General features: G+C 38.3%; 21 protein-coding genes. 7 read left to right on the top strand and 14 right to left on the bottom strand.

Annotated elements, in window-relative coordinates:
- Nucleotides 1-9 precede the first annotated feature (9 nt).
- The 6 genes from K6V21_RS23150 to K6V21_RS23175 all read left to right on the top strand — a co-directional run bounded on the left by K6V21_RS23150 (nt 10) and on the right by K6V21_RS23175 (nt 4,634).
- Nucleotides 10-1,650 (top strand): glycosyl hydrolase, encoded by a 1,641-nt coding sequence (locus K6V21_RS23150; RefSeq protein ID WP_224320017.1) that lies wholly within the window; start codon nt 10-12, stop codon nt 1,648-1,650.
- Between the two features lie 149 nt (nt 1,651-1,799).
- On the top strand, nt 1,800-2,321 hold the full coding sequence (locus tag K6V21_RS23155; RefSeq protein ID WP_195653630.1) for an RNA polymerase sigma factor: 522 nt from the start codon (nt 1,800-1,802) through the stop codon (nt 2,319-2,321).
- The gene (locus tag K6V21_RS23160; protein WP_224320018.1) at nt 2,318-2,734 is read left to right on the top strand and encodes a hypothetical protein; all 417 of its coding nucleotides are present in this window, start codon (nt 2,318-2,320) and stop codon (nt 2,732-2,734) included. The genes K6V21_RS23155 and K6V21_RS23160 overlap by 4 nt, the downstream gene beginning before the upstream one ends.
- A gap of 24 nt (nt 2,735-2,758) precedes the next feature.
- Nucleotides 2,759-3,202, top strand: a complete 444-nt coding sequence (locus K6V21_RS23165) for a DUF6108 family protein (protein WP_224320019.1) — start codon at nt 2,759-2,761, stop codon at nt 3,200-3,202.
- Nucleotides 3,203-3,236: 34 nt separating this feature from the next.
- Entirely contained in the window at nt 3,237-4,112 is an 876-nt protein-coding gene (locus tag K6V21_RS23170; protein ID WP_007215026.1) for an outer membrane beta-barrel protein, read from the top strand.
- A gap of 54 nt (nt 4,113-4,166) precedes the next feature.
- Complete coding sequence (locus tag K6V21_RS23175) at nt 4,167-4,634, top strand: nucleoside deaminase (protein ID WP_195653626.1); 468 nt, start codon at nt 4,167-4,169, stop codon at nt 4,632-4,634.
- 107 nt (nt 4,635-4,741) lie between these two features.
- Here K6V21_RS23175 and K6V21_RS23180 read toward each other — a convergent pair whose 3' ends face one another.
- Both K6V21_RS23180 and K6V21_RS23185 read right to left on the bottom strand, forming a co-directional pair.
- Nucleotides 4,742-6,397 carry an OmpP1/FadL family transporter gene (locus tag K6V21_RS23180; RefSeq protein ID WP_224320020.1) on the bottom strand — a complete coding sequence of 552 codons (1,656 nt, stop codon included), beginning with the start codon at nt 6,395-6,397 and terminating at the stop codon, nt 4,742-4,744.
- Between the two features lie 33 nt (nt 6,398-6,430).
- The gene (locus K6V21_RS23185; protein WP_224320021.1) at nt 6,431-7,819 is read right to left on the bottom strand and encodes a hypothetical protein; all 1,389 of its coding nucleotides are present in this window, start codon (nt 7,817-7,819) and stop codon (nt 6,431-6,433) included.
- Between the two features lie 283 nt (nt 7,820-8,102).
- On the opposite strand from K6V21_RS23185, the gene prmA reads away from it, so the two are divergent.
- Nucleotides 8,103-8,945 carry a 50S ribosomal protein L11 methyltransferase gene (gene prmA, locus K6V21_RS23190; RefSeq protein WP_224320022.1) on the top strand — a complete coding sequence of 281 codons (843 nt, stop codon included), beginning with the start codon at nt 8,103-8,105 and terminating at the stop codon, nt 8,943-8,945.
- Between the two features lie 122 nt (nt 8,946-9,067).
- Here prmA and K6V21_RS23195 read toward each other — a convergent pair whose 3' ends face one another.
- From K6V21_RS23195 to K6V21_RS23250, 12 genes are all read right to left on the bottom strand, one after another.
- Complete coding sequence (locus K6V21_RS23195; RefSeq protein WP_224320023.1) at nt 9,068-10,018, bottom strand: MraY family glycosyltransferase; 951 nt, start codon at nt 10,016-10,018, stop codon at nt 9,068-9,070.
- Nucleotides 10,019-10,115: 97 nt separating this feature from the next.
- Nucleotides 10,116-11,012 (bottom strand): NAD-dependent epimerase/dehydratase family protein, encoded by an 897-nt coding sequence (locus tag K6V21_RS23200; protein WP_224320024.1) that lies wholly within the window; start codon nt 11,010-11,012, stop codon nt 10,116-10,118.
- 30 nt (nt 11,013-11,042) lie between these two features.
- A complete protein-coding gene (locus K6V21_RS23205; protein WP_224320025.1) occupies nt 11,043-12,242 on the bottom strand; it encodes a glycosyltransferase family 4 protein in 1,200 nt (399 codons plus the stop codon).
- 8 nt (nt 12,243-12,250) lie between these two features.
- Nucleotides 12,251-13,102, bottom strand: a complete 852-nt coding sequence (locus K6V21_RS23210; protein WP_224320026.1) for a dTDP-4-dehydrorhamnose reductase family protein — start codon at nt 13,100-13,102, stop codon at nt 12,251-12,253.
- 19 nt (nt 13,103-13,121) lie between these two features.
- Nucleotides 13,122-14,252: a non-hydrolyzing UDP-N-acetylglucosamine 2-epimerase gene (gene wecB, locus K6V21_RS23215; RefSeq protein WP_044264168.1), complete on the bottom strand. Its 1,131-nt coding sequence runs from the start codon at nt 14,250-14,252 to the stop codon at nt 13,122-13,124.
- Between the two features lie 17 nt (nt 14,253-14,269).
- A complete protein-coding gene (locus tag K6V21_RS23220; protein WP_044264170.1) occupies nt 14,270-15,343 on the bottom strand; it encodes a polysaccharide biosynthesis protein in 1,074 nt (357 codons plus the stop codon).
- Between the two features lie 47 nt (nt 15,344-15,390).
- Nucleotides 15,391-16,701, bottom strand: a complete 1,311-nt coding sequence (locus K6V21_RS23225; RefSeq protein ID WP_224320027.1) for a UDP-glucose dehydrogenase family protein — start codon at nt 16,699-16,701, stop codon at nt 15,391-15,393.
- A 1-nt stretch (nt 16,702) separates the two neighbouring features.
- Nucleotides 16,703-17,863 (bottom strand): glycosyltransferase, encoded by a 1,161-nt coding sequence (locus K6V21_RS23230; protein WP_044264174.1) that lies wholly within the window; start codon nt 17,861-17,863, stop codon nt 16,703-16,705.
- Nucleotides 17,864-18,012: 149 nt separating this feature from the next.
- Nucleotides 18,013-19,113 (bottom strand): glycoside hydrolase family 99-like domain-containing protein, encoded by a 1,101-nt coding sequence (locus tag K6V21_RS23235; RefSeq protein ID WP_224320028.1) that lies wholly within the window; start codon nt 19,111-19,113, stop codon nt 18,013-18,015.
- A gap of 18 nt (nt 19,114-19,131) precedes the next feature.
- Nucleotides 19,132-20,328 carry an O-antigen polymerase gene (locus K6V21_RS23240; RefSeq protein WP_081743650.1) on the bottom strand — a complete coding sequence of 399 codons (1,197 nt, stop codon included), beginning with the start codon at nt 20,326-20,328 and terminating at the stop codon, nt 19,132-19,134.
- A 39-nt stretch (nt 20,329-20,367) separates the two neighbouring features.
- On the bottom strand, nt 20,368-21,315 hold the full coding sequence (locus K6V21_RS23245) for a glycosyltransferase (protein ID WP_224320029.1): 948 nt from the start codon (nt 21,313-21,315) through the stop codon (nt 20,368-20,370).
- A gap of 22 nt (nt 21,316-21,337) precedes the next feature.
- Entirely contained in the window at nt 21,338-22,390 is a 1,053-nt protein-coding gene (locus tag K6V21_RS23250; RefSeq protein WP_224320030.1) for a glycosyltransferase, read from the bottom strand.
- Between the last annotated feature and the right edge of the window lie 9 nt (nt 22,391-22,399).

The raw sequence follows: 22,399 nt of genomic DNA on the forward strand, positions 1-22,399 counted from the left end.
CGAAGTATAATGAAACAACTTATTAGAAATCTATGCATTTTTCTGATGGGAATGTCATGTTGGGCATGCTCTGATAATAATAATGCGGAGACTGATGATAACGGGAAGGGCGCATATGCGCTCTTCCTTAAAAAGTCAATTACAGTGAGTGCCGGTGAAAATCAGACGGAGGTTGTTATAGAGTGGGCAAAAACCTCCTGGGAGATAACCTTCGAACAGGGAGATATTGTAAAAAGTATAACTCCGATGTCAGGTGGAAGCAGTGATGGAGAAAAGCAGTACACAAAGATTCAAGTGGTTTGCAATGCTAACGCTTCAATGAAACAACGTACACAGACTATTCACATTACTGACAAAACCAACAAACAGACTACTGATTTATTGATAGAACAGGAACCGGCGTTCAAGTCTGTTACACTTAATATTGACCCTACGGTGAAATATCAGCCGATAGCAGGATTCGGTGGAATGTACAATCCTAAAATTTGGTGTGGCGGAAACCTCATTTCTGCCCGGCAATTAGACCAAATGTATGGTGAAGGCGGATTGGGCTACTCCATCCTTCGCCTGATGGTTTATCCCAACGAATCTGATTGGAATGCTGATGTAGAAGCGGCTAAAGCGGCACAGGCCAATGGAGCAATAGTTTTTGCATGTCCGTGGGACTGTACAGATGCTCTCTCCGAGCAAATCAAGGTGAACGGCAAAGAAGTAAAACATCTCAAAAAAGAAAACTATGGAGCATACGCCGATCATCTTATCCGTTATATCAATTTCATGAAACAGAATGGAGTAGATCTTTATGCCATATCTGTTCAGAACGAACCGGATATGGACTTTACTTACTGGACTCCTCAGGAAGTGGTAGATTTTGTGAAGCAATACGGTGCCAAAATCCGTGAAACCGGAGTCAGACTGATGTCTCCCGAAGCATGCGGTACGCCGCCCGAATACACGGATCCGATAATCAACGATGCCGGAGCATTTGCACAGACCGATATTATTGCCGGACACCTTTATCAAGGTTTTACAGACCTGGATAATGGATACGTCAAAAATCGTCACGATTATATCTGTGGTCTCTATCCTCGCATCCAAGGGAAGACCTGGTGGATGACGGAACATCTCTTTAATGACGGGGAAAAATCAGATGATCCGTCAGCATGGGAATTCCAAAAGTGGCAATACTGCCTCAACCATCTTGGCAAAGAAATCCACATGTGTATGGAGGGCTATTGCAGTGCATACGTATACTGGTATTTAAAGCGCTTCTATGGATTGATGGGCGATAATGACAAGCGCAGCCCGGTGGGTGAAGGTGAAATTGCTAAGAATGGTTACATCATGGCCCATTACGCGCAGTACGCCACAGGTACTACCCGCATTAAAGCTGTCTCGAATAATACAGGGGTATGTGCCACAGCCTACATCAATGAGGCAGGAAATGAAGTAACAGTTGTATTGCTGAATTTCACTGGAGCCACCCAGTGTATAGAAATACCGTTGGCAGGAATGAAGCGTGCAAGTGCCGTTGAAACCAATGAAAATAAAAATATGGAAGTTATCAGTACTGAGATGCTGGAATCCGGTGAGGGTGTATATGTACTGTTGTCCGGTAACAGCATAGTCTCTGTCCGGTTGACCTTATAATTGCATGAAGTGATATGGAACCACTCAAGTAGTTCATATTCTCCCCAAATGGTAAGTGTTGCCAAAGCAAAACAAAAAATTGCTTTGTGCAACACTTTTTTTTATTTTTGATGTCACGTTCGCTTTACACGTTCGTCTTAGTAATGTAAATGGAACTCAAACAATTTAAAATATCCGTTCTACCCCTCCGCAATAAGCTATTGAATTATGCGCGGAAGTTGACCGAAAGTCCGGACGATGCAGAAGATGCCGTACAGGAAGTCCTGCTCAAGCTATGGAACAAAAGGCTTGAACTGGAACAGTACCGCAACATTGAAGCATTCGCCATGACCATGACACATAATCTCTGCATGGATATGTGGCGCACCAGACATACCGCCAGCGTACCGTTAGAGTATGTACAGGATGCCACTCCCGGTGGAACACCGGAACGGTTGCTTGAGATAAAAGACGAAATCCGTCTGATGCATGAAATTATTAATTCATTGCCTACCTTGCAGCGCACCATCATGCGGATGAAAGACATCGAGGAGTACGAAACGGAAGAGATTGCCGACATCACAGGCTGTAATCCGGAAGCTATCCGAAGTAACCTGTCGAGAGCGCGAAAGAAAGTGAGAGAAATTTACCTGCAAACCGTACAAGAAAAAATAAGGAGGAAACAAGCATGAAGATAGAAGAATTAATAGACCGCTATTTCGAAGGACAGACCTCATGTGAGGAAGAACGCGAATTACGCAGTTTCTTCACGCAAGAAAATGTACCGGAATCGTTACAAGTATATCGTCCCTTGTTTGTCTGCCTGGATCAGGAAGTAAAAGCATTCCGACAAGAAAATGCTCCTGTTAAAAAGCCTTCCTTCCGCCGTCGCTTTATTTACACAGCGGGAGGAATAGCAGCCGGAATTTTATTAGTGATCGGCATTGCCGGTACGCAGCGATACCTTCACCCCACTCCGGAAAATTACGTCATTATCGACGGTAAGCAATACACCGATGCAAACCTGGTGCATGAACAAGCCCTTGCTGCTTTCCGAGATATGCGAACTACGGAAGATGAAGTACTTGATCTGATGTTTGAATAATAAAAAGAACTAATAGATACAATTATGAAAAAGTTCACTCATACCCTGCTATGCTGCCTGCTGCTCTTGTTCAGTACCGGCATGTATGCCCAGAAAGGACTGCAAATAGCATCCGTATTTCAGAAATACGGCAATGAGAAAGGAGCCACTTACGTGGAACTGTCCAAGATGTTATCCAAGAATTGGGACATCACCCATTACCAAAGCCTGAAACTGACAAAGGCAGAAAAAGCATTACCGGATATCTACCGGTGTCTGGAATCCGACCGGGAACATGCCAGAAAAATAAAAGAAGTGGTGACAGACGGACGTATTCAATCGGGATACTACCAGTTGCCTCCGGTAAAAGATAAAATAAACCGCTTCATACTATTCCGGCTCGGCAAGAAAGGAGAAGCCACACTTATCTATATCGAAGGCGAAATAGACAGTGACGACCTTGTCACACTGATATTCAGCAAAGACTAATTCTGAAATTTATAAATCACAAATAATAAAACTTATGAAACGAATTTTCTTTTTATTCCTTATCATGACTTCCATGACAGTCGTGGCACAAGAAAGCATCCCGCAAGATACAACTCTCTATCTCAACGGACGGAAGATCATCATTAAAGAACATGATGGCAAAATCAAAGTGAAAATGTATGAGGCGAAAGCCGACAATGACACCATCGAAAACACCCAGGTATTTGAAGGTGTGTATCTGGACGGCCGCAGCATTGAACGAACCACAACGGTTTCCGTGCCTTTCGTGAAGAAGAAAAAAGGCTATTACCGCTTTGATCCTCACTACCCCGCCATCTATTTCGGCTTTAACAAACTGGCAAGCAATACATTTCAGTACTCTGCCAAAGTACCTCAACTTGGCTCGAAATCCTGGGAATGGGGTATCAATCTGTTTAATACCGGAGTTGCCATAACCCGTAACAATCATTGGGGATTAACCACCACTCTCGGTTTAGCACGTATCGTCTATAAACTGGATGACAATTACGGCTTTGAGAAAGTAGACGGCATCACCGTTTGCCGGCAAGCCGAAGATGTGGATTATCAAAAGAGTTGGCTACGCTATTGGGCTTTCCGTCTGCCTGTCAGTCTGGAATGGCAAACCAAATTCGGCAGTCGCCGTGCTTTCATTGCCGCTGGTCCGGAAGTGGAATGGCGTGTAGGGGTTAAATCCAGAGCCAAATATGATGATAAGAAACATACTTTGAGTAGCAAGCTGAATACCCATCCGCTTGGCATGAATCTGCTGCTACAGGCTGGTTACGGTTGCTTGGGGTTCAATGCCCGTTTCGCTCTCACTTCTTTGTTTGAAAAGAATAAAGGACCCGAGCTCTATCCGGCTTCTATAGGCATAGGTTGGTATTGGTAAATACAGAAAACATTGTTATCTTTGTCAGTAACTCTAAAAATAATCATTTTTATTATGACCAAAGAAGAATTAATGAGAAAAGCGATTGAGCTCTCCACGGAGAATGTCGCTAACGGTGGCGGCCCATTTGGTGCCGTCATTGCCAAAGATGGAGAAATCATAGCTACCGGTACGAATCGTGTGACATCCTCATGTGACCCGACAGCACATGCCGAAGTCAGTGCCATTCGTGCAGCAGCCACCAAATTAGGAACTTTCAACCTCAGTGGTTGCGAAATCTATACCTCTTGTGAACCCTGCCCCATGTGCCTCGGTGCTATCTATTGGGCCCGACTGGACAAAATGTATTATGGAAACAACAAGACTGACGCCAAAAATATAGGTTTCGACGACTCTTTCATATATGATGAAATCGCTTTAAAACCTGCCGATCGCAAACTACCTTCAGAAGTATTGCTACACAACGAAGCCATCAAAGCTTTCGAAGCATGGGCTGAGAAAGAAGATAAAATAGAGTATTAAGAAATTAGAAAACAAAAGTCCCCGGAGTACTGCTATCTCTCCGGGGACTCGAATTTAATACACAAGGTATTTGCAATGAAAGGTTATTTGCTTATATTGTTATTCTTTTAGAAACGCATACCTAAAGATAATATCACCTGGCTGCGAGTATTAGTCAACTTAGCAGCTGTAAGTCCTACTTCGCCATCCTGAGAAGAATCGAAAGGATAAAAATCACCTTTCTGTACTGAATATTTGTAAGCTAAATCGGCATAAAATGCAGAGCCTCTGTAACCGATACCCAGTGTGTAATTACTCAATGATTTAAGATTAGCATAATCCGTATCAGTGTTAATGGACTCTATAGGCAATGCCTTAATGGCATCCTTCTTGAAAGCAGAGCTACTATAATTATATCCGGCACGCAAAGCAAACTGTGGAATTACTTTATATTCAGCACCAATACGGAAAGTATTGACGCCCTTCAAACAGAGTTTAGACTCATTACTTTGCCATTCCATCTTATCGCCATCAGAATAATAGAACTTAGTTGTCGAGTAGTCTTTATACTCATATTCAGCACCTAAAGCCAATTGAGTTCCTACTGTATATCCCAAGCTCAGATTATAAGTCCATGGAGTGTTCATCTGATATTCTTGTTTCAAATCTCCATTATTCAAATAATCAAAACTATCCACCGTTGTAGATACAACCTTATCTCCCTGATAGAGATCGGAAACAAGACGAGCTGAAGTAGACCATGTCAAATTATAGAAAGTCGGAGTATGTATGGCAAATCCGAGACGTAAAGGTGAATCTTCAAACGGACGAAGAATAGCACCAAGTTTAAAGTCAAAGCCGGCACCACTTACTTTATTGAAACTTTCCAAGATGTATCCGGAACCTGTCGGTTCTCCATTTCCTGTACGGAAATCTTCATCATACAATGTATATTTATTATAGTCTACATCATAAGCTCCTATCGTTAAGCCAAGATAGAAACGATCATTAAAGTTGAAAGAAACATTAAAATCAAACTGATTTACTCCTCCACTTTCCCGAGAACGGAATTCACGTAAATAAGGATAGTCACCGTCTCCTAAAATGCTTGTATAGAAATTATAATCCTCATATAATGGTTTACCATTTTCATCAACAACTGGGTGACCATCCGCATCCTTCATAGGATAAGGTGTCTTATCAGTAGTTATTGAAGGATTTATCAGGTGTCCCTCCCATCCCAATGCAGAAAGCCATCCGATATCATTTGCATTAAAAGGATTGCTACTCTTCCATATTTCCGGTGTAATCCTATCGGACATAGCTGCCATCTGATAGGTCTGCGAATAACCATTCAAGTCTCCTGCCATAGTCATGTTCCGGTTGAAAGATTTTACTCTCTGATAATTAAAGGCAAAGTTGACATAGCGTAACGACGTAACATTACCAACCTTGGTAGAGAACACAACACCTGCATTATCAAAATTCCAACGGTTTTTTCCCATATTAAATGTCTGTCCGCCATATTTGCTTTCGACATCTGTCATCGAATAACCGAAAGATGCTACTATATCGTTACTACGATAGATACCAATACCCGCAGGGTTCGTACCGATAGTAGAAATATCACCCCCTAACGCTCCCATTGCGCCTCCCATACCTACGAAACGAGCAGTACCACTTAGATCTTTACTGGCTATATTCGTAGCATCGTATACCGTCTGTGCCCCTGCACCTACTGAAACGAACATAGCAAGGGCTGTTAGAATCATTATCTTTCTCATAATTCATTCATTTTTGTGTGAAACACTTAACTTTTATCTTCTTCTGCTTGAGCCACCGCCACCGCCGCCACTGGAACGTGTGGAACCTCCACCGCCACTGGAATAGCTGCTGCCACTGGAACGAGAACTGCTTCCTGATGAATAACTACTGCTGGAAGAAGAGCGGGTGGAAGGAGCACTATAAGACCGTGAACTACTGTTAGAAGAACGGTTATTATCATTAGAGTAGCTGCGCGGAGCAGTCGAACTACCACGGTTATAGGTAGAAGTGCTACTACTACGCGTTGAAGTACTTCTTACGGTGCCGCTACTCCCCGAAGATGATCTCGTTGAAGTGCCACGAACTGTACTGCCACTACGCACATTTCCTACGTTGCTATTATAAGAAGAGCTGCTACGTGTACTACTTGGACGCGTATAGGTAGAACGTCTTGACGAAGCCGCATCCGTGCGGGTTGACATTCCCGGACGTTCACCGGAAGAACGGGTTCCCACTACCCGACGGGTGGTAGTTCCACTTTCTCCACGTCTTACTTGCCCACTCGTGCTTCGTCTGGTCGTACCTGTCACTCTGCTGGTTCCGTCAGTACGCCGTGCAGTCGTTGTACTACGTGTTCCGTTATAGCGTCTGTTCGTATATGTGTCACGGCTTCCCCAATGGTTACCTCCCCAGTGTCCACCGCCACCGGGATACCAGCCACCGCCAGGATAATAATGATGATGATGGTGTCCCCATCCCCAACTCCAGCCACCGTAGAAGCCGCCCCAGCCATAGGACCAGCCACCGTAGCTGTAATAAGGTGAGTATCCACCCCAACCGTAATAAGGATAGCCTCCCCATCCGTAGGAGTTATAACGCCAATCCCACCATAAGCGGTTAGAGAAAGTCGGGAAAGCATACGCATACATTCCGTCGGTATAAACGTTCCAGTCCCATGAATTCAGACCGTAAACGATATCCCAATAATACGGACTACTGATGCTCACGGCATAACGTGGGTTGCGGAAACGTACGATACGCATAGCATATTCATAATCATCTTCCGAACCGTCGAAGCCATTTACCCATTCACCGTCCGGATCGGGCACTGCTTTTTCCTTAATATATAAGGTATCGTCTTCCATAACGAAGTCATTCTCACGGGAATCATAACGACGGTTATACTCATCTACATCACGTGTATTCCCTTTACGATCCTGCACTACAACAGTAGTATTACCCGGCGACGTATAAACCGTAGTCGGTGCATTCGACTTTACTACAATTTCTTCAGCCGGAGCAGAGCTTGTAACTTTCTTCTCCTGCTTCTTTTCCTTCTTATCCTTAGAAGGAATGTAGTAAAGGTCGTCATCTATGCTCTGCGCCGCAACCATCCAAGGGAGGCACAAGGCAAAAAGCGATAAAAAAACAATCTTTTTCATATGGGTGTGGTTTATAGGTTTTTACATTAATCCATTTTATCACGTCACAAAGATAACGACGGATTTTACCGTATACAGGAGAATTTCCCCAAATGATTATAGGGATTTCCCTAAATGCCCTATCTTTATAGAAGATAAACTGCCTCTCAGCATAACTTTTTCATGCAAGCATGAAAGTTCTGCATTCGATTTGCATTATCTTTGCAGCTAGTAAACAAATATACAAAGAAACTGGTTCGCTTCGCTAACAATCGCTTTGCATTTAACAATAAATTATATTCCAATGAAATATTTAGAATTTATTTTCCGCACTTCCCCTTGTACAGAAGTAGTAAACGATGTGCTTTCCGCTATCCTGGGTGATGCAGGTTTTGAGAGTTTTGTTGAACAAGAAGATGGTATTGCCGCCTATATACAAAAAGATTTGTATAATGAAGCAACTGTAAAAGCAGCTATTGACGAATTCCCCCTACCGGACACACAAATAGAATATACTTTTACAGAAGCCGAAGATAAAGACTGGAATGAAGAATGGGAAAAGAACTTCTTCCAACCGATTGTGATTGGTGACCGCTGTGTCATCCACAGCACTTTCCACCACGATGTTCCCCAAACAGAGTATGACATTGTCATCAATCCACAAATGGCTTTCGGTACAGGACATCACGAAACCACCAGCCTCATTATCGGTGAACTACTGGACAGCGACCTGCAAGGCAAGTCCCTTCTCGATATGGGTTGTGGCACTTCTATCCTTGCCATTCTTGCTCGCATGCGTGGTGCAGAACCTTGTACTGCCATTGATATTGATGAATGGTGCGTTCGTAACTCACTTGAAAACATCGAATTGAACCACGTAGACAATATTTCTGTATTTCAGGGAGATGCCTCTTCACTGGAAGATAAAGGTCCGTTTGACGTAGTCATTGCCAACATCAACCGGAACATTCTGCTGAATGACATGAAACAGTATGTGCGTTGCATGCACAAGGGTTCCCAACTCTTTATGAGTGGATTCTATGTAGATGACATTCCTCTGATCCAGGCAGAGGCCGAACGTAACGGATTACACTTTGTACACCATCAGGAGAAAAACCGTTGGGCAGCAGTGAAATTTGAACTTTAAAGCTTACTCATCCCGGGTAGCATCTACCGGAGAACACCGGCTGATGCTACCTGTTCAATTATGAACAAAAAAAATCCCGACAAGACAATAAATGTCTGCCGGGAGCCAGTATGAGTATTATCTCAAACAGATAAATGTAAGCTAAAATACTTCCTCATGAACCATATATAAATGAAGCTAAGCAATAAAATAGCGCATAAAAGATACAAGTATCCCCAATTCTGGCAATAGATATATCCGATAATCACTATTGCCTGCACTACCATATAAGCCAACGAAACCACAACATGAGGTATTTTCAACTCATTGGCCATCAACTGATACATGTGTTTCCGATGTGGTAAGCCTATGTTTTCATGGAGCATCAGACGGTGAATAATAGTCAAAACACTATCAACTCCGTAAACCGCCAAAAGAATAATCCAACTGAAATCCTCCGTTTTCAAAATCAACTTCCCTATCAGGAAAAGCAATATGAAAGCGATACTCACAGAGCCTACATCACCGGCAAAACACTTCGCCTTCCTGCGGAAATTAAAAAAGCAGAACACCACCACAGAACAAAGCACCGTATAAATCAAAGCCGGTTCAACAAAGGTTACCATTTCTGCATTAATATAAGCCAATGCTCCTAAAATAATCAATGAGTAGCCACCTGTAATACCATTAATGCCATCCATGAAGTTATAAGCGTTGATGATACCTGTGCAAACAATCAATGCTATGATGATCCACCACCAGGAAAGAGAAAACAAGTCCCATTGATAAAACATCAAGGCCATGGCAGAAAAGTGAAACACCAGCCGTAATCCTTGAGAAGTAGAACGAATATCATCTACAAAGCTGATAAATGTTATTAGGGTTAATGCCAATATAAACCAAGGATATTCCCAATCATTAGTCAGGAAATAGGCCAAAGCTCCGAAATAGAAAATAATGCCACCTCCACGCAAAGTAATCCGTGAATGAGAACTACGCTCATTGGGTTTATCTATGATATTAAACTTATCAGCTACCCTAAAATAAAAAAGTTCTGTCAGGAACAACAGAACCAAAATAATTACGTAATACATTATTCGTTTTTATTAATCCAGTGAAACCATACCTGAACACAGACAAATAAAAAAGCTGCTACACTTACTACAGCTATTACAATCCAAAAGTATATACTCATTCTATCTTGAAATTTTCTAATACATTTGTTGGCTTCCACCCTAATTCACGCATTGCTTTCTCATTACTAAAGGTTAGCGACTTAGTTATTTTATTAAGCTTCAATGAATTTAATGGCGCTTTCTTACCCAAGCAGTCCCCTATCAAAGCCATACCTTTTGCCAGCCAATAAGGGATCGATAAAGGCAGCGATTTATTCATCTGTTTACAAATCAGTGTTTCCAATTCCCTGAATGTAGGTTGATAACTATCACATACATTATAGATACCACCTTTTCTAGCCAGCAATGGAATCAGATTCGCAATATCTTGCACCATCAACACACTTTTCCGAGCTCTACCATCTGCAATACTGAAATACCTTCCTCTACGAATGCCTGTTATCATCGCTCCCAAATTGCCCGGAGGATTAGGGCCAGCTATCAAGGAAGGGCGAATTATCCCCAACACAACATTGTGTTTCCGACACCAATTCTGCAAATACTCTTCCGCCAGACGTTTACTCATAGCATAAGGAGTGGTTCCATTTAGCGGATACTCTTCCGTGATATTCACTCCATAATCACAACCATATACTGCTACTGTAGAAATAAAGATAAAAGCTCTCGGTACTCCAACCTTCTCTAACGCTGCACAAAGATTTTTCGTTCCCTGTAGATTTACATCGAAAAACGCCTGTCGTTCAGTTTCCGTTTTAGGAATAGAATGGGCTTTTCCGGCGGCATGTAATACAATATCATAACGTTCGTGTAGCACCGGAACCTCCTTAGCAATGTTCACTGTATAATTATCTTGTTGGGTTAGGCCAACAGTTATGACATCATGCACTCTTTCTAAAAAAGGGTGTACATTGTTGCCCAAGAACCCGGAGGCTCCTGTAAATAAAAGTTTCATGAAAATTTATAATTCTCTAAAATCTAAAAATCAACTCAATAAAGCATAATATCGATTCAAAATTCTTTCCTTTGCAAATACCGTATCTGCGACAAGTCTAGCATTATTCTGGATAGATATTAAACTGTCTTTATTTTGATAGATATACTCTATCATGTTTTTCAGACTATATGGATCATCAGGCTTTACAAGCCAACCGATATTATATTCCTTTATACATAATGCAATTTCTGATTTTTCATCTCCAATATATAGTATAGGTTTACCGGCTGCCATAATATTGTAGGACTTAGACGGAACTCCTAAACCATACATACCATCACTTAGTGTTACAATCGCAACATCACAAGTATTCAGAAAGTCTTTTTGCATAGAACGTTCTTGAAATCCTATATAAATCACATTCTCTTTTTGTTCACCAAATGCTTTAATCACTTCCGCTTTCGCCCCACCGCCAATAAATAAAAACGAAATATTCTTATTTTCCACAAGTGAAATAGCAGATAATATATTATCCAAGCCTTGTGCATATCCTAAATTTCCTGCAAACTGAAATATAAAGCCAGAAATTTCCAATTGATTATACAAACGAGTGTCTTCCTTACGTAAAGGAAAAACCTCTTTATGATCCGCCCAATTAGGTATCAGTTCTACTTTTGTCTTTCCTTTAGTTTTTCTTTTGATAACTTCTGTCATATCTCTACCAATGGAAATACAGAGATCAGCATTGACGTATGACTTATCAAAAATCTTTTTTAGAATTTTATATCCTAAAGAAGATATATTTATCTTTTTGATTGCTACCAAGTTTTCTGGAAAGATGTCATGTACTAAAAGTTTATAGTGAATCCCCTTAAAAAATGATATCACAGGAATCAATGCCAGCAGAAAAGCAGGATTTGTAACCACCAATAGTTCCTCTTCTCGCTTTACATTCTTCAAAATTTTAAAAGCAAGAAATATACTTGAAAGAAAAAGTCGGAACGCACGTTTTACAAAGTTATTTTTATTTATTTCTGCCATCAATACACGATGAATATGTACTCCATTATGTATTTCAAACTTTTTGGGATGATAATTCTCAATTTCATTATATTTGGCTCCAGTACAGATTACATGTACATCCATACCTTTCGAAACCAAATATTCAGAAATCTCGGTCATATAGAAACCAGTAGATGTAACTACCGGATAATAAAATTCAGAAACAATCCAAATCTTTTTCTTCATTAAATCATTTAATAAGAAGTATACAAATCAATATATTTTTTCATCCAGATAGCTTGTTCTTCTAACATATAATGATAGCTTGGAACTTCATAATCAAAACGGAGAGATTTTTTAATAGATTTATCTACTCCATTTGCATCGCAGGATGTGATCTCAACATTCTGTTTTTGCCAAATTTCTTCAAACATACACAACAAGTCATATTTTGAAATACCAATGCCATTACTTAAATGAACCAATCCAGTAGTTCCACTATCTAAAGCATAATCAATAGCTTTTGCCAACTCCAAAGTAGTTACTCCACCCCATACAGCTGTCCTGAATCCACGAATCTTACCACTCTGATGCATAAACCAATGAAACAACCCCTCACCATTATTCTTTAGTTCAGGGCCAATAATAGAAGTACGGATCGTCAGATCTTTATCATTAATAATTTCCCCCAAGGCTTTACTACGCCCATACACATCATCAGCATCCCGAAAATCATCTTCTGTATAATTTCCTTTCTTTCCCGAAAAAACGCAATCAGTACTTATATGAATCAACTTGGCTCCAACCTCATCTGACAATCTTTTTAATAAATGTGGAAAATAAGCATTTATCAAAATAGCATTATCAGGATGCTCTTTGGAGCCTTTGATAAGAATGCCGATGCAATTGATTATGATTTCCGGATGCACTCTATGAACCACATCAGCGACCGCATCACGATTTGTCACATCCACAACTATACTGTCTTCTGTCAACGGAGTACGATAGACCACATTGGAAATATCATATTTTCCCATGCTTCGAAGATAGTAATAGGTTACATGTCCGGCCATGCCCGTGGCGCCGAACAATAAAACTTTTTTCATCTAATATTCAAATGTAGGTTTAGAATGTCTTATGCCATACCGTACGGTTAACATAATCTGTATAGGAAAGAATGATACGGACTACTTTCTTAGAAACATTGTTTGCCGCATAGTCCGGGATAGAATGAATAGTATCTGCACCCTCTGCATATTGAGACGTAACTACATCTATTGAATCCAAAATGCGATTACTATTTAGTCCTGTCATTATCAACGTACCTTCATCCATACCTTCAGGACGTTCATGAGCTTGACGGATTGTTATTGCTGGAAAATGGAGGATAGAAGATTCTTCTGTAATCGTACCACTATCTGAAATCACACAAAAAGCATTTTGCTGAAGCTTGATATATTCCATAAATCCAAAAGGTTTCATGAACTCAATCATTGGATTGGAATTTACAAAACCAATAGATTCCAGTTTCTTTCGGGTACGAGGATGAGTAGATACAATCACTTTCTTATGATACTTCTCAACAATAGCATTTAAAGAAATGAGTAAATCAGAGAAATTATTTTCCGAATCTACATTTTCCTCACGATGAGTGCTGACTATAAAATACTCTCCCTTTTTCAAACCTTCCTTCTCCAAAACCGTATTTCTTTCAATTTCGTCTCTATGATATAAAAGGACTTCTGTCATTGGAGACCCAGTCTTTATAATAGTTTCCGGACGCAACCCTTCAGCCAGAAGATATTTGCGGGCATGTTCAGATAGAGGCATATTGATGTCGCTCAGATGGTCTACTATTTTTCGATTAATCTCTTCTGGAACTCTTTGGTCAAAGCAACGATTTCCAGCTTCCATGTGGAAGATCGGAATTTTTTTACGCTTTGCCGAAATCACAGAAATACAACTATTAGTATCACCATACAACAGTACAGCGTCCGGTTTCACCTCCTCCATCAACTCATCAGATTTACGAATTACGTTGGCTATCGTTTCCGCCGCATTCTTACCGGCAGCATCCAGAAAATAATCAGGTTTACGGATGCGGAGTTCCTGAAAGAATATCTCATTCAACTCATAATCATAATTTTGTCCGGTATGCACGATTATATGTTCCGTATATTTGTCCAGTTCGGCCATTACCCGGCTCAGCTTTATAATCTCAGGTCGGGTACCAACAATTGTCATTACTTTCAACATAGCTATAATTATATTTATTACTCACTTCTGATCTCACGAGCCTTAGCCTTTGCCTCAAGTCCCATATCTTCACGGACAAAACGAAGTCTCAACAACAGTTCCTTCATACCTTCCACATCCAAGCGGCGAGTGTTATGACTATGATAATCCTCTACCTTAGAAACTTCTTCATTGCCCTTGGTGAAATACTTATCATAGTTCAAATCACGAGTGTCACAAGGTATACGATAATAATCCCCCATATCGATAGCGCGAACCATTTCTTCACGAGTTACTAAAGTTTCATACAACTTCTCACCATGACGGGTACCTATCACTTTCACTTCCGTATCAAGATACTTTCTGTCAACTTTAGCATATGTTTCTTTCAATGCTTGCGCCAACGTTTCCAATGTAGCAGAAGGAGCTTTCTGTACAAACAAATCACCGTTATGCGCATGAGTAAAAGCATATATTACCAAATCAACCGCATCGTCCAATGTCATCATAAAACGTGTCATATTGGGATCAGTAATAGTAATAGATTTACCTTCCATCATCTGTTCCACCCACAAAGGTATCACAGAGCCACGACTGGCCATCACATTACCATAGCGAGTACAACAGATCGTCGTTTGAGCACCTTCCCCCAACTCACGTCCTTTGGCTATTGCAACTTTCTCCATTAAAGCTTTACTCATTCCCATAGCATTAATCGGGTAAGCAGCCTTATCGGTAGAGAGGACAACTACACTTTGCACACCATGTTCTATAGCTGAGTTCAAAACATTTTCAGTACCCATTATATTGGTCCTGACAGCTTCTACCGGAAAAAATTCGCAAGAAGGCACTTGTTTCAAAGCGGCAGCACTGAATACATAGTCTACACCATTCATAGCAACATCTACAGAGGATTTGTCACGCACGTTGCCAATATAATATTTCACTTTAGGATTTTGCAATGCATGGCGCATGTCATCCTGTTTCTTTTCATCACGAGAGAAGATACGAATTTCCTTGATATCAGAATCTAAAAAACGACGTAAGACAGCATTACCAAAAGAGCCTGTCCCACCGGTAATTAAAAGAGTTTTGTTTTGAAATACAGACATAAAAATTATATTTTTAATTTATCTACTAGTTATTTGAGATGACATATTTACGACCCTATTGTCAGATATATTAAACCTTCCAAATCAGATGAGCCAAAAACATTCCTACCATCAATCAATACCGGATTTTCTTTCATAGCTCTCTTTATAATAGCCCAACTTGGCATACGAAATTCTTTCCACTCTGTTACATGAAAAATAGCATCAGCATCTATTACCGTATCATACATATTATTTCCGTAAGAGATTACATTACCGATTCTACGTTTACACTCATTCATTGCTACAGGATCATAAGCACAAATTTCACAACCAGCCTTTAACAAGCTATCAATCAGAACAAGAGCAGGTGCTTCACGCATATCATCTGTTTCAGGTTTAAAAGCAAGTCCCCAAATTGCGACCTTTCGGCCTTTTATGTTTCCACGAAAATGTTTATTGAATTTTTCAAAAAGAATATTCTTCTGATGCTCATTAACTTCTTCTACTGCATTCAGTACACGCATTGTATAACCATTTATTGATGCCGTTTTAATCAAAGCTTTTACATCTTTTGGGAAGCAAGAGCCACCATAGCCACATCCTGAATAAAGAAACTTACTGCCTATACGGCTATCCGAACCAATTCCTTTACGCACCATATTTACATCAGCCCCCAATAGTTCACAAAGATTCGCAATATCATTCATAAAACTAATGCGAGTAGCAAGCATAGAATTCGCTGCATATTTCGTCATCTCCGCTGAAGGTATATCCATAAAAATTACTCGAAAATTATTCAGCAGCATAGGTTTATAGAGCCGTGTCATCACCTCTTTTGCACGTTCCGACTCTACCCCTATTACTACCCTGTCCGGTTTCATAAAGTCATCAATTGCATTACCTTCTTTCAAAAATTCAGGATTGGACGCCACATCAAACTCTATATTTACGCCACGTTTATTCAACTCTGTTTGGATAGTCGCTTTCACCTTTTCAGCTGTACCAACCGGAACCGTACTTTTAGTCACTACAACCAAATACTGATTCATGTTTTGACCTATTGTCTTTGCCACCTCCAATACATAACGGAGATCCGCACTACCGTCCTCATCAGGAGGAGTACCTACGGCACTAAACACAATTGTTACACTATCTAAAACAGAAGCCAAATCTGTAGTAAAGCGCAAACGTCCTGCTTTTATATTACGAAGCACCATACTCTCTATATTGGGCTCATAAATAGGAATATTTCCACGATTCAAATTTTCAATTTTCTCAACATCTACATCTACACATACCACATTTGCGCCAAGTTCTGCAAAACATGTGCCTGATACAAGGCCAACATAACCGGTTCCAACTACTGCTATATTCATATCATTTATTATATATAAAATCTGGGGTAACTATAGAACGATTTAAAATCCAATTATACAATTTTCGAAATTGACCAGTTACAATTTCACTTGAATATGTTTTCAAGATGATATCTCTAGAAAGAGTACCTTTTTGCTCCAAAAGTTCCAATGGCAAAGAAAGTGCTTCTTGTAGCACAGAGAATATACTATCAACAGATGGAGTAATCCACCAACCAATATCTTTTTCCTTCAAAACATCCCACGGTGTTCCAGTAGTTGTAATAACTGGAATTCCACAACACATAGCTTCAGCTATTGCCATACCAAAATTTTCACTATATGTCGGAAGAATAAATAAATCGGCACTATGGAGTATATCGATTTTATCTTTTCCATATTGCGGTCCTACCAATTCTATTTGCAAACCACTATATTCTGTTTGAATAATCTTTTTTATGTTTTCAAAAGTATATTCCGCATCCCCTTCACCTGCTATTACCAATTCCCACTGACTTCTAATATTCTCAGGTAACTTCTTCCATGCCTCAAACAATATTAACAGCCCTTTTTTAGGATGAAGTCTTGACAAAAACAAAAGCCTTTTTTTATCTCTTTCTCCAATATTCCATTTTTTTAAAGGATAATTATTTATTTCAATACTATTTGGAATAACAGCAATAGGATTATTAAAGCCCAATGATCTTATATGCTGAGCTTCCATATCAGCCGTTGCATGTATACATACAGCTTTTTCTAAGTCATATCTTTGATAAAAGAATAAAGCTATTTTCTTTTTTAAGGCTTTTTGAGATAATGACCACGGTTCAAGCGCACCTCTGGGAGTCCATATATAAGGAATATTTTTCCTTTGACACAATTTTGCTACATTATGCAATTCTAATGTCCACAAATTATGCAATTGAACTAAATTTGTACAAGAATCTATCGAAGCTACATAATTACTACAATTAATTTTATCTATGAACTTTACTTCTGGGTTTACCAATCTAACCTCAATAGCATTTTCATCTAACAAATTAGTATTCGGAGATAATGAATTATAAGCAACTATTACATTTTCAAATTCATCATTCTGCAAACCGCAACAGAGCGTAGGTAAACTCCTTGATGGCCCCCCCGCACTTTTATCTAAAGTATTGATACAATGAAATATTTTCATATAATATATACATTCACACGTGACTACCAGGTTCCATATTTCCCTTTAGGTTACATTGAATTATTTTATTAATTAAGAACTAGTACCCTTTGCAGAGTATATCTTTTCTATAAGACACGTTAAAAAAACAATTTGAGTATTTACAGACCTTACTCTTGATTTATTGATTTATCTATCGCTTTCTTCAAAGCCCAAATATATTCTTTGCCATTTTGTAAATCGGGCTCCATGTAATTACCTTCTCCCCATTCATTCCATGATTTCAAAAATATAATTTGTTTTGAACTGGGCTTAGACCTAACAGCATCTATCACCATTTCTGCATGCTTCATAAAAAGCTTTGGAGTAGATCCCTCAAAAACGACACCACGTTTACCACTCCTTGGAGTATGATCCCAATTGGGAAGAATAGAAGGGAAAATATTTTCCGCACTATCCACTTCTTTTTTTATGAGATGTTTAATCATCTTTGAGTATTTCAATCTTAAGGGATAGTGAAATGTTTTGTATCTAAATAGGTTAAACATATTTTCTCTAATACACTTAGAATCAAACCGATAAGCTCCTAAACGCAACATATTGATCGCATCAAAGCCATCATTTAGCAATCTGCTATTTTCTTTTTCATCTATAGAATACGCTACAAAGAAAAAAGAATCGGCAATGCCTGATTCCTTAATCAATTTATTCCATAAACTTTTAAAATTAGGAAAATCAGGAATCAGCAAAGGACGATATATTACAAATAATGGTCGATTATCAATTCTTATATATCGCTTATCTGAGATAATAGGAATTATAGTCTTAAAATGATTTATAATATCATCATCTCCCGGATATTGTTGCTCTATCAATATCTTTCCCTGAGATTTATGCTGTGTATTCCAAGACTTAGATAACCATGAATCATTTGCCCAGCCTAAACAAAAAGGGAAATCAGGTTTCCCTGTTTTTACTACTTCATTAATTGGATATTCTAACAATTGTTTTCCATTCCCAAACCAATAATGCCAATAACAAAAGCCATACACCCCAGCTTCCCTAGCCAGTTCAGCCTGCGCTTCTCTCACTTCCGGAATTCTCAAATCATAAAAGCCTAAATCTTTTGGTATTTTGGGCTGCAAATGATGTCTAAACAAAGGCTTTGCCTTAGCTACATTAGTCCATTCCGTAAACCCATTCCCCCACCATCCATTATTCTCTGGAATAGGATGATATTGCGGCAAATAATATGCAATAATTTTAACCATGATATAATAATTGTGTTATTACGCTCTCAGGTGCATGCGCCCGATTGTCGCTCTTTGAATAAATTTTAGTAAAAAGTATATAATCCAAGCTTCCAATAATTGAATTCCATACCCACGGCCCAACACAAATACACCATTAAATATCAACATAGAATACGTAAGCAGTAAATATATGTCAGGTATGTCAAGAAAACGATGCCTACCTATTTTGCAGAAATAACTGCAGAATATAATAGCCACCAGAACTGTTCCCACTAAACCAAAATCAAGATATAGTACACCAACAAACGTAATAAAATTCGTTCCAAAATGAGTCCCAAACCGGACATCCTTTAAACTACTACAATCAAACATATATGCGCCATTGGCATAGTTCTGAATAGTGTCCATAACTCCATAATTAAAAGTTAACATGGAATGTCCCAAATAATACATCATCGATTCACCGGCATCAATATTGAGTGAACTCTCTTCAAAACGGCTTACAGTCACCGCAATAAAGTAGATCAAAATCAGAGGAATAATTATCGAGACAGCAATTATCAATGTTCGCTTCACATATTTTGGCAAGATATCTTTCATCATTAAGTAAACGATTGCAAAATTCGCAAACAAAGCGACCATACCTCCCCTACTCGCCAAAGAGATAGTGGCCAATATAACAGGAAGAAATGCAGCAATCCCCAATAAAAAAAGAAAAATCTTGCTTTGTTTTTCCTTTGCCAGAAAAGAGAAAAAAAGAACCATACCCAAATATCGAACATGAAAAAACAAATTAGTAAATTTCGAAAATAGATTACCTTCCTTTTCTTCATGAGCCATCTCATATATATCCGCCAGATCAGAAGAATATAAACTATCTAATGCTATCGGGAAATACACAATACTACTAAATATAGCCAAAACAATATAAACTTTGGCTATAGTTCGATAAACATTATAACTAGATAGCGGATTTTCTTGAATAACAAAACGGTTCTTCATGAATGGCTTCATGAAGATTAAGATCACAATATATAAATACAGAAATGAGAAAAAAGAAAAATGCCAGAAATGAGAAGAAGCATTGTAATTAATGACACAAAAAAGCGATATCGTAGCATACATGAACATTAAAAATACTCCCACGCTTATCGTTCTATGCTTACTATATACATAGATAAAAGTCACTACATAAAGGAAACTATTAATAATAGTAACAATAAAATCATCCATTCAAACTATATAAAAGTACATCAATCAAAATGCAGTCTACTATTTTTTACCAATCACTTTGGCAGATACTTTAAAACCAGCAACCATTATTAAAAGTAAAACAATCTTATATTTGAAAGAAGCCAGAAGTAGTGCTTTTCTTAATAAAGTAGATTTGTTCTTCCAGTCTTGTATATAAGCACTCAGTACTTGATAATTATTTTGAGCAACAGCCTTAACTATAAGGTATGAATACGAGAAGTAATAATGTACAAATATTGCACTATCGAGTTGTTTTATCATACAGTAGTCAAGTATTTTTCTCAATGTATCAAGTTGTTGGGTACGTTTTCTCAACGAATAAGTAGAATTACAGATAGACCCTTCGCGTACTACATAATAATAGCATCCCACCTCTGAAATAACCAATGACGAAACACATTGTGCGATTTCAGGTAAGATATATCCATCTTCAAACAATCGACCTTCGGCAAACCTTGAATATAAGAATATATCAATTTTATAAATACATCTCCATACCGCACAATTATACTTGTTCGAAAACAAATAATTAAGTACATCAGTTTTATTAAGCAAAACTTGTGGATCATTTTTATAAAGGATATTATCCGTATCAGAATATTTACAATATGGCAATATCATCATATCAATATCTGGGTTTTGTTCCAAGAATTCCATATTAGCTTCATAAAAATCACTAGATATGAAATCATCACTATCAACAAATGATACATAATTACCTTTTGCTACATTCAAACCGGCATTCCTTGCGCTACTTAATCCGCCATTCGGTTTATCTACTATAACAATTCTATTGTTTGTAGCTTCATAGCGTTTGCAAATGCTCAAACTATTATCAGTACTTCCATCATTCACCAAAATTAATTCAAAATTCTTAAATGGTTGAATCAAGATACTATCAAGACATCTTTCTAAGTACTTCTCTACATTATAGACAGGTACAATTATTGATAACAATAAGTTCATATTTTGCTATTTAATATTCTCTTTAACAATCCATCATTTTCTTCACTACATCATTAAACTGCTCAAAACTAAGTTGTTTACTCTTCAAGAGCGAAGCCACTTTCATTGATTGAAGTGTTTTCTTTTGCATCAACACTTCAATTGCTGTCTTAAAACTATTAATGTCATTCTTACAAAATATAGCATTGCTATTATCACAATAATCCCGAATAGAACCTACATCACTAACAATAATAGCTAACCCCATTGCCATGCTAGTGGTAATAACATTACTTCCCACAGTATCATCCATAATATTCAATGAAATATCCGATTTACACATCAAATTTCTTAGTTCATCCTCAGAAACAAAACCAAATAATTGTATATCATCCGATCGTTTAAAATACCCATCTAATGGCAATTTTCCCTTGCAAATTATAAAACGAACCCCCTCAACATTATTCACAATATCTGCCAGTAATCTAAAATTTCTTTTCATAGCCCCCATTACAATAACAGTAGGTTTTAGAGTTGGCTCTGAAGTTTTAATTTGATAATAATAACTAGAATCAACATAGTGTTTTATAGTAAATACTTTACTTTTAGGCACTCCCATTTCAACAAAATATGCTGTTAAAGAAGAACCAAACGTTAGTAGATAATCAACTTGTTTCCCCCACTTTAAAACTTGATTTTGTGAAAAAAAAGACTGCAATGACAATGGAGTAAGATGAGCTAATGCAATTCTTTTGACTTTAGGTCTAAACAATTTAAATGTTTTAGCTATTCCTAATTGGGAATAAGTAGGTAACAAATACTCTAATAGAATAACACTATCTTCATTTCTAATTTTGATCAGTACAAAAAATGTAATAAACAGATGATACAAAGGTATCCATATTCTATCAAAAATATAAGCTTTAAAAAATCGAAAATACTTATTTGAAGAGCTTACAAACAGATTTTTATTATCCGGAAATATTATTAGTTCATACTTTCCCGGATAGTTTTCTTTCAATAGCTGACACATATGCTTCATACCAGCATGATTGCCATCAGTATTCTTCCAATTTTGACAAAATATATAATTCATAAAAATAAT

The organism is Bacteroides cellulosilyticus (assembly GCF_020091405.1).
Classification (GTDB): Bacteria; Bacteroidota; Bacteroidia; order Bacteroidales; family Bacteroidaceae; genus Bacteroides.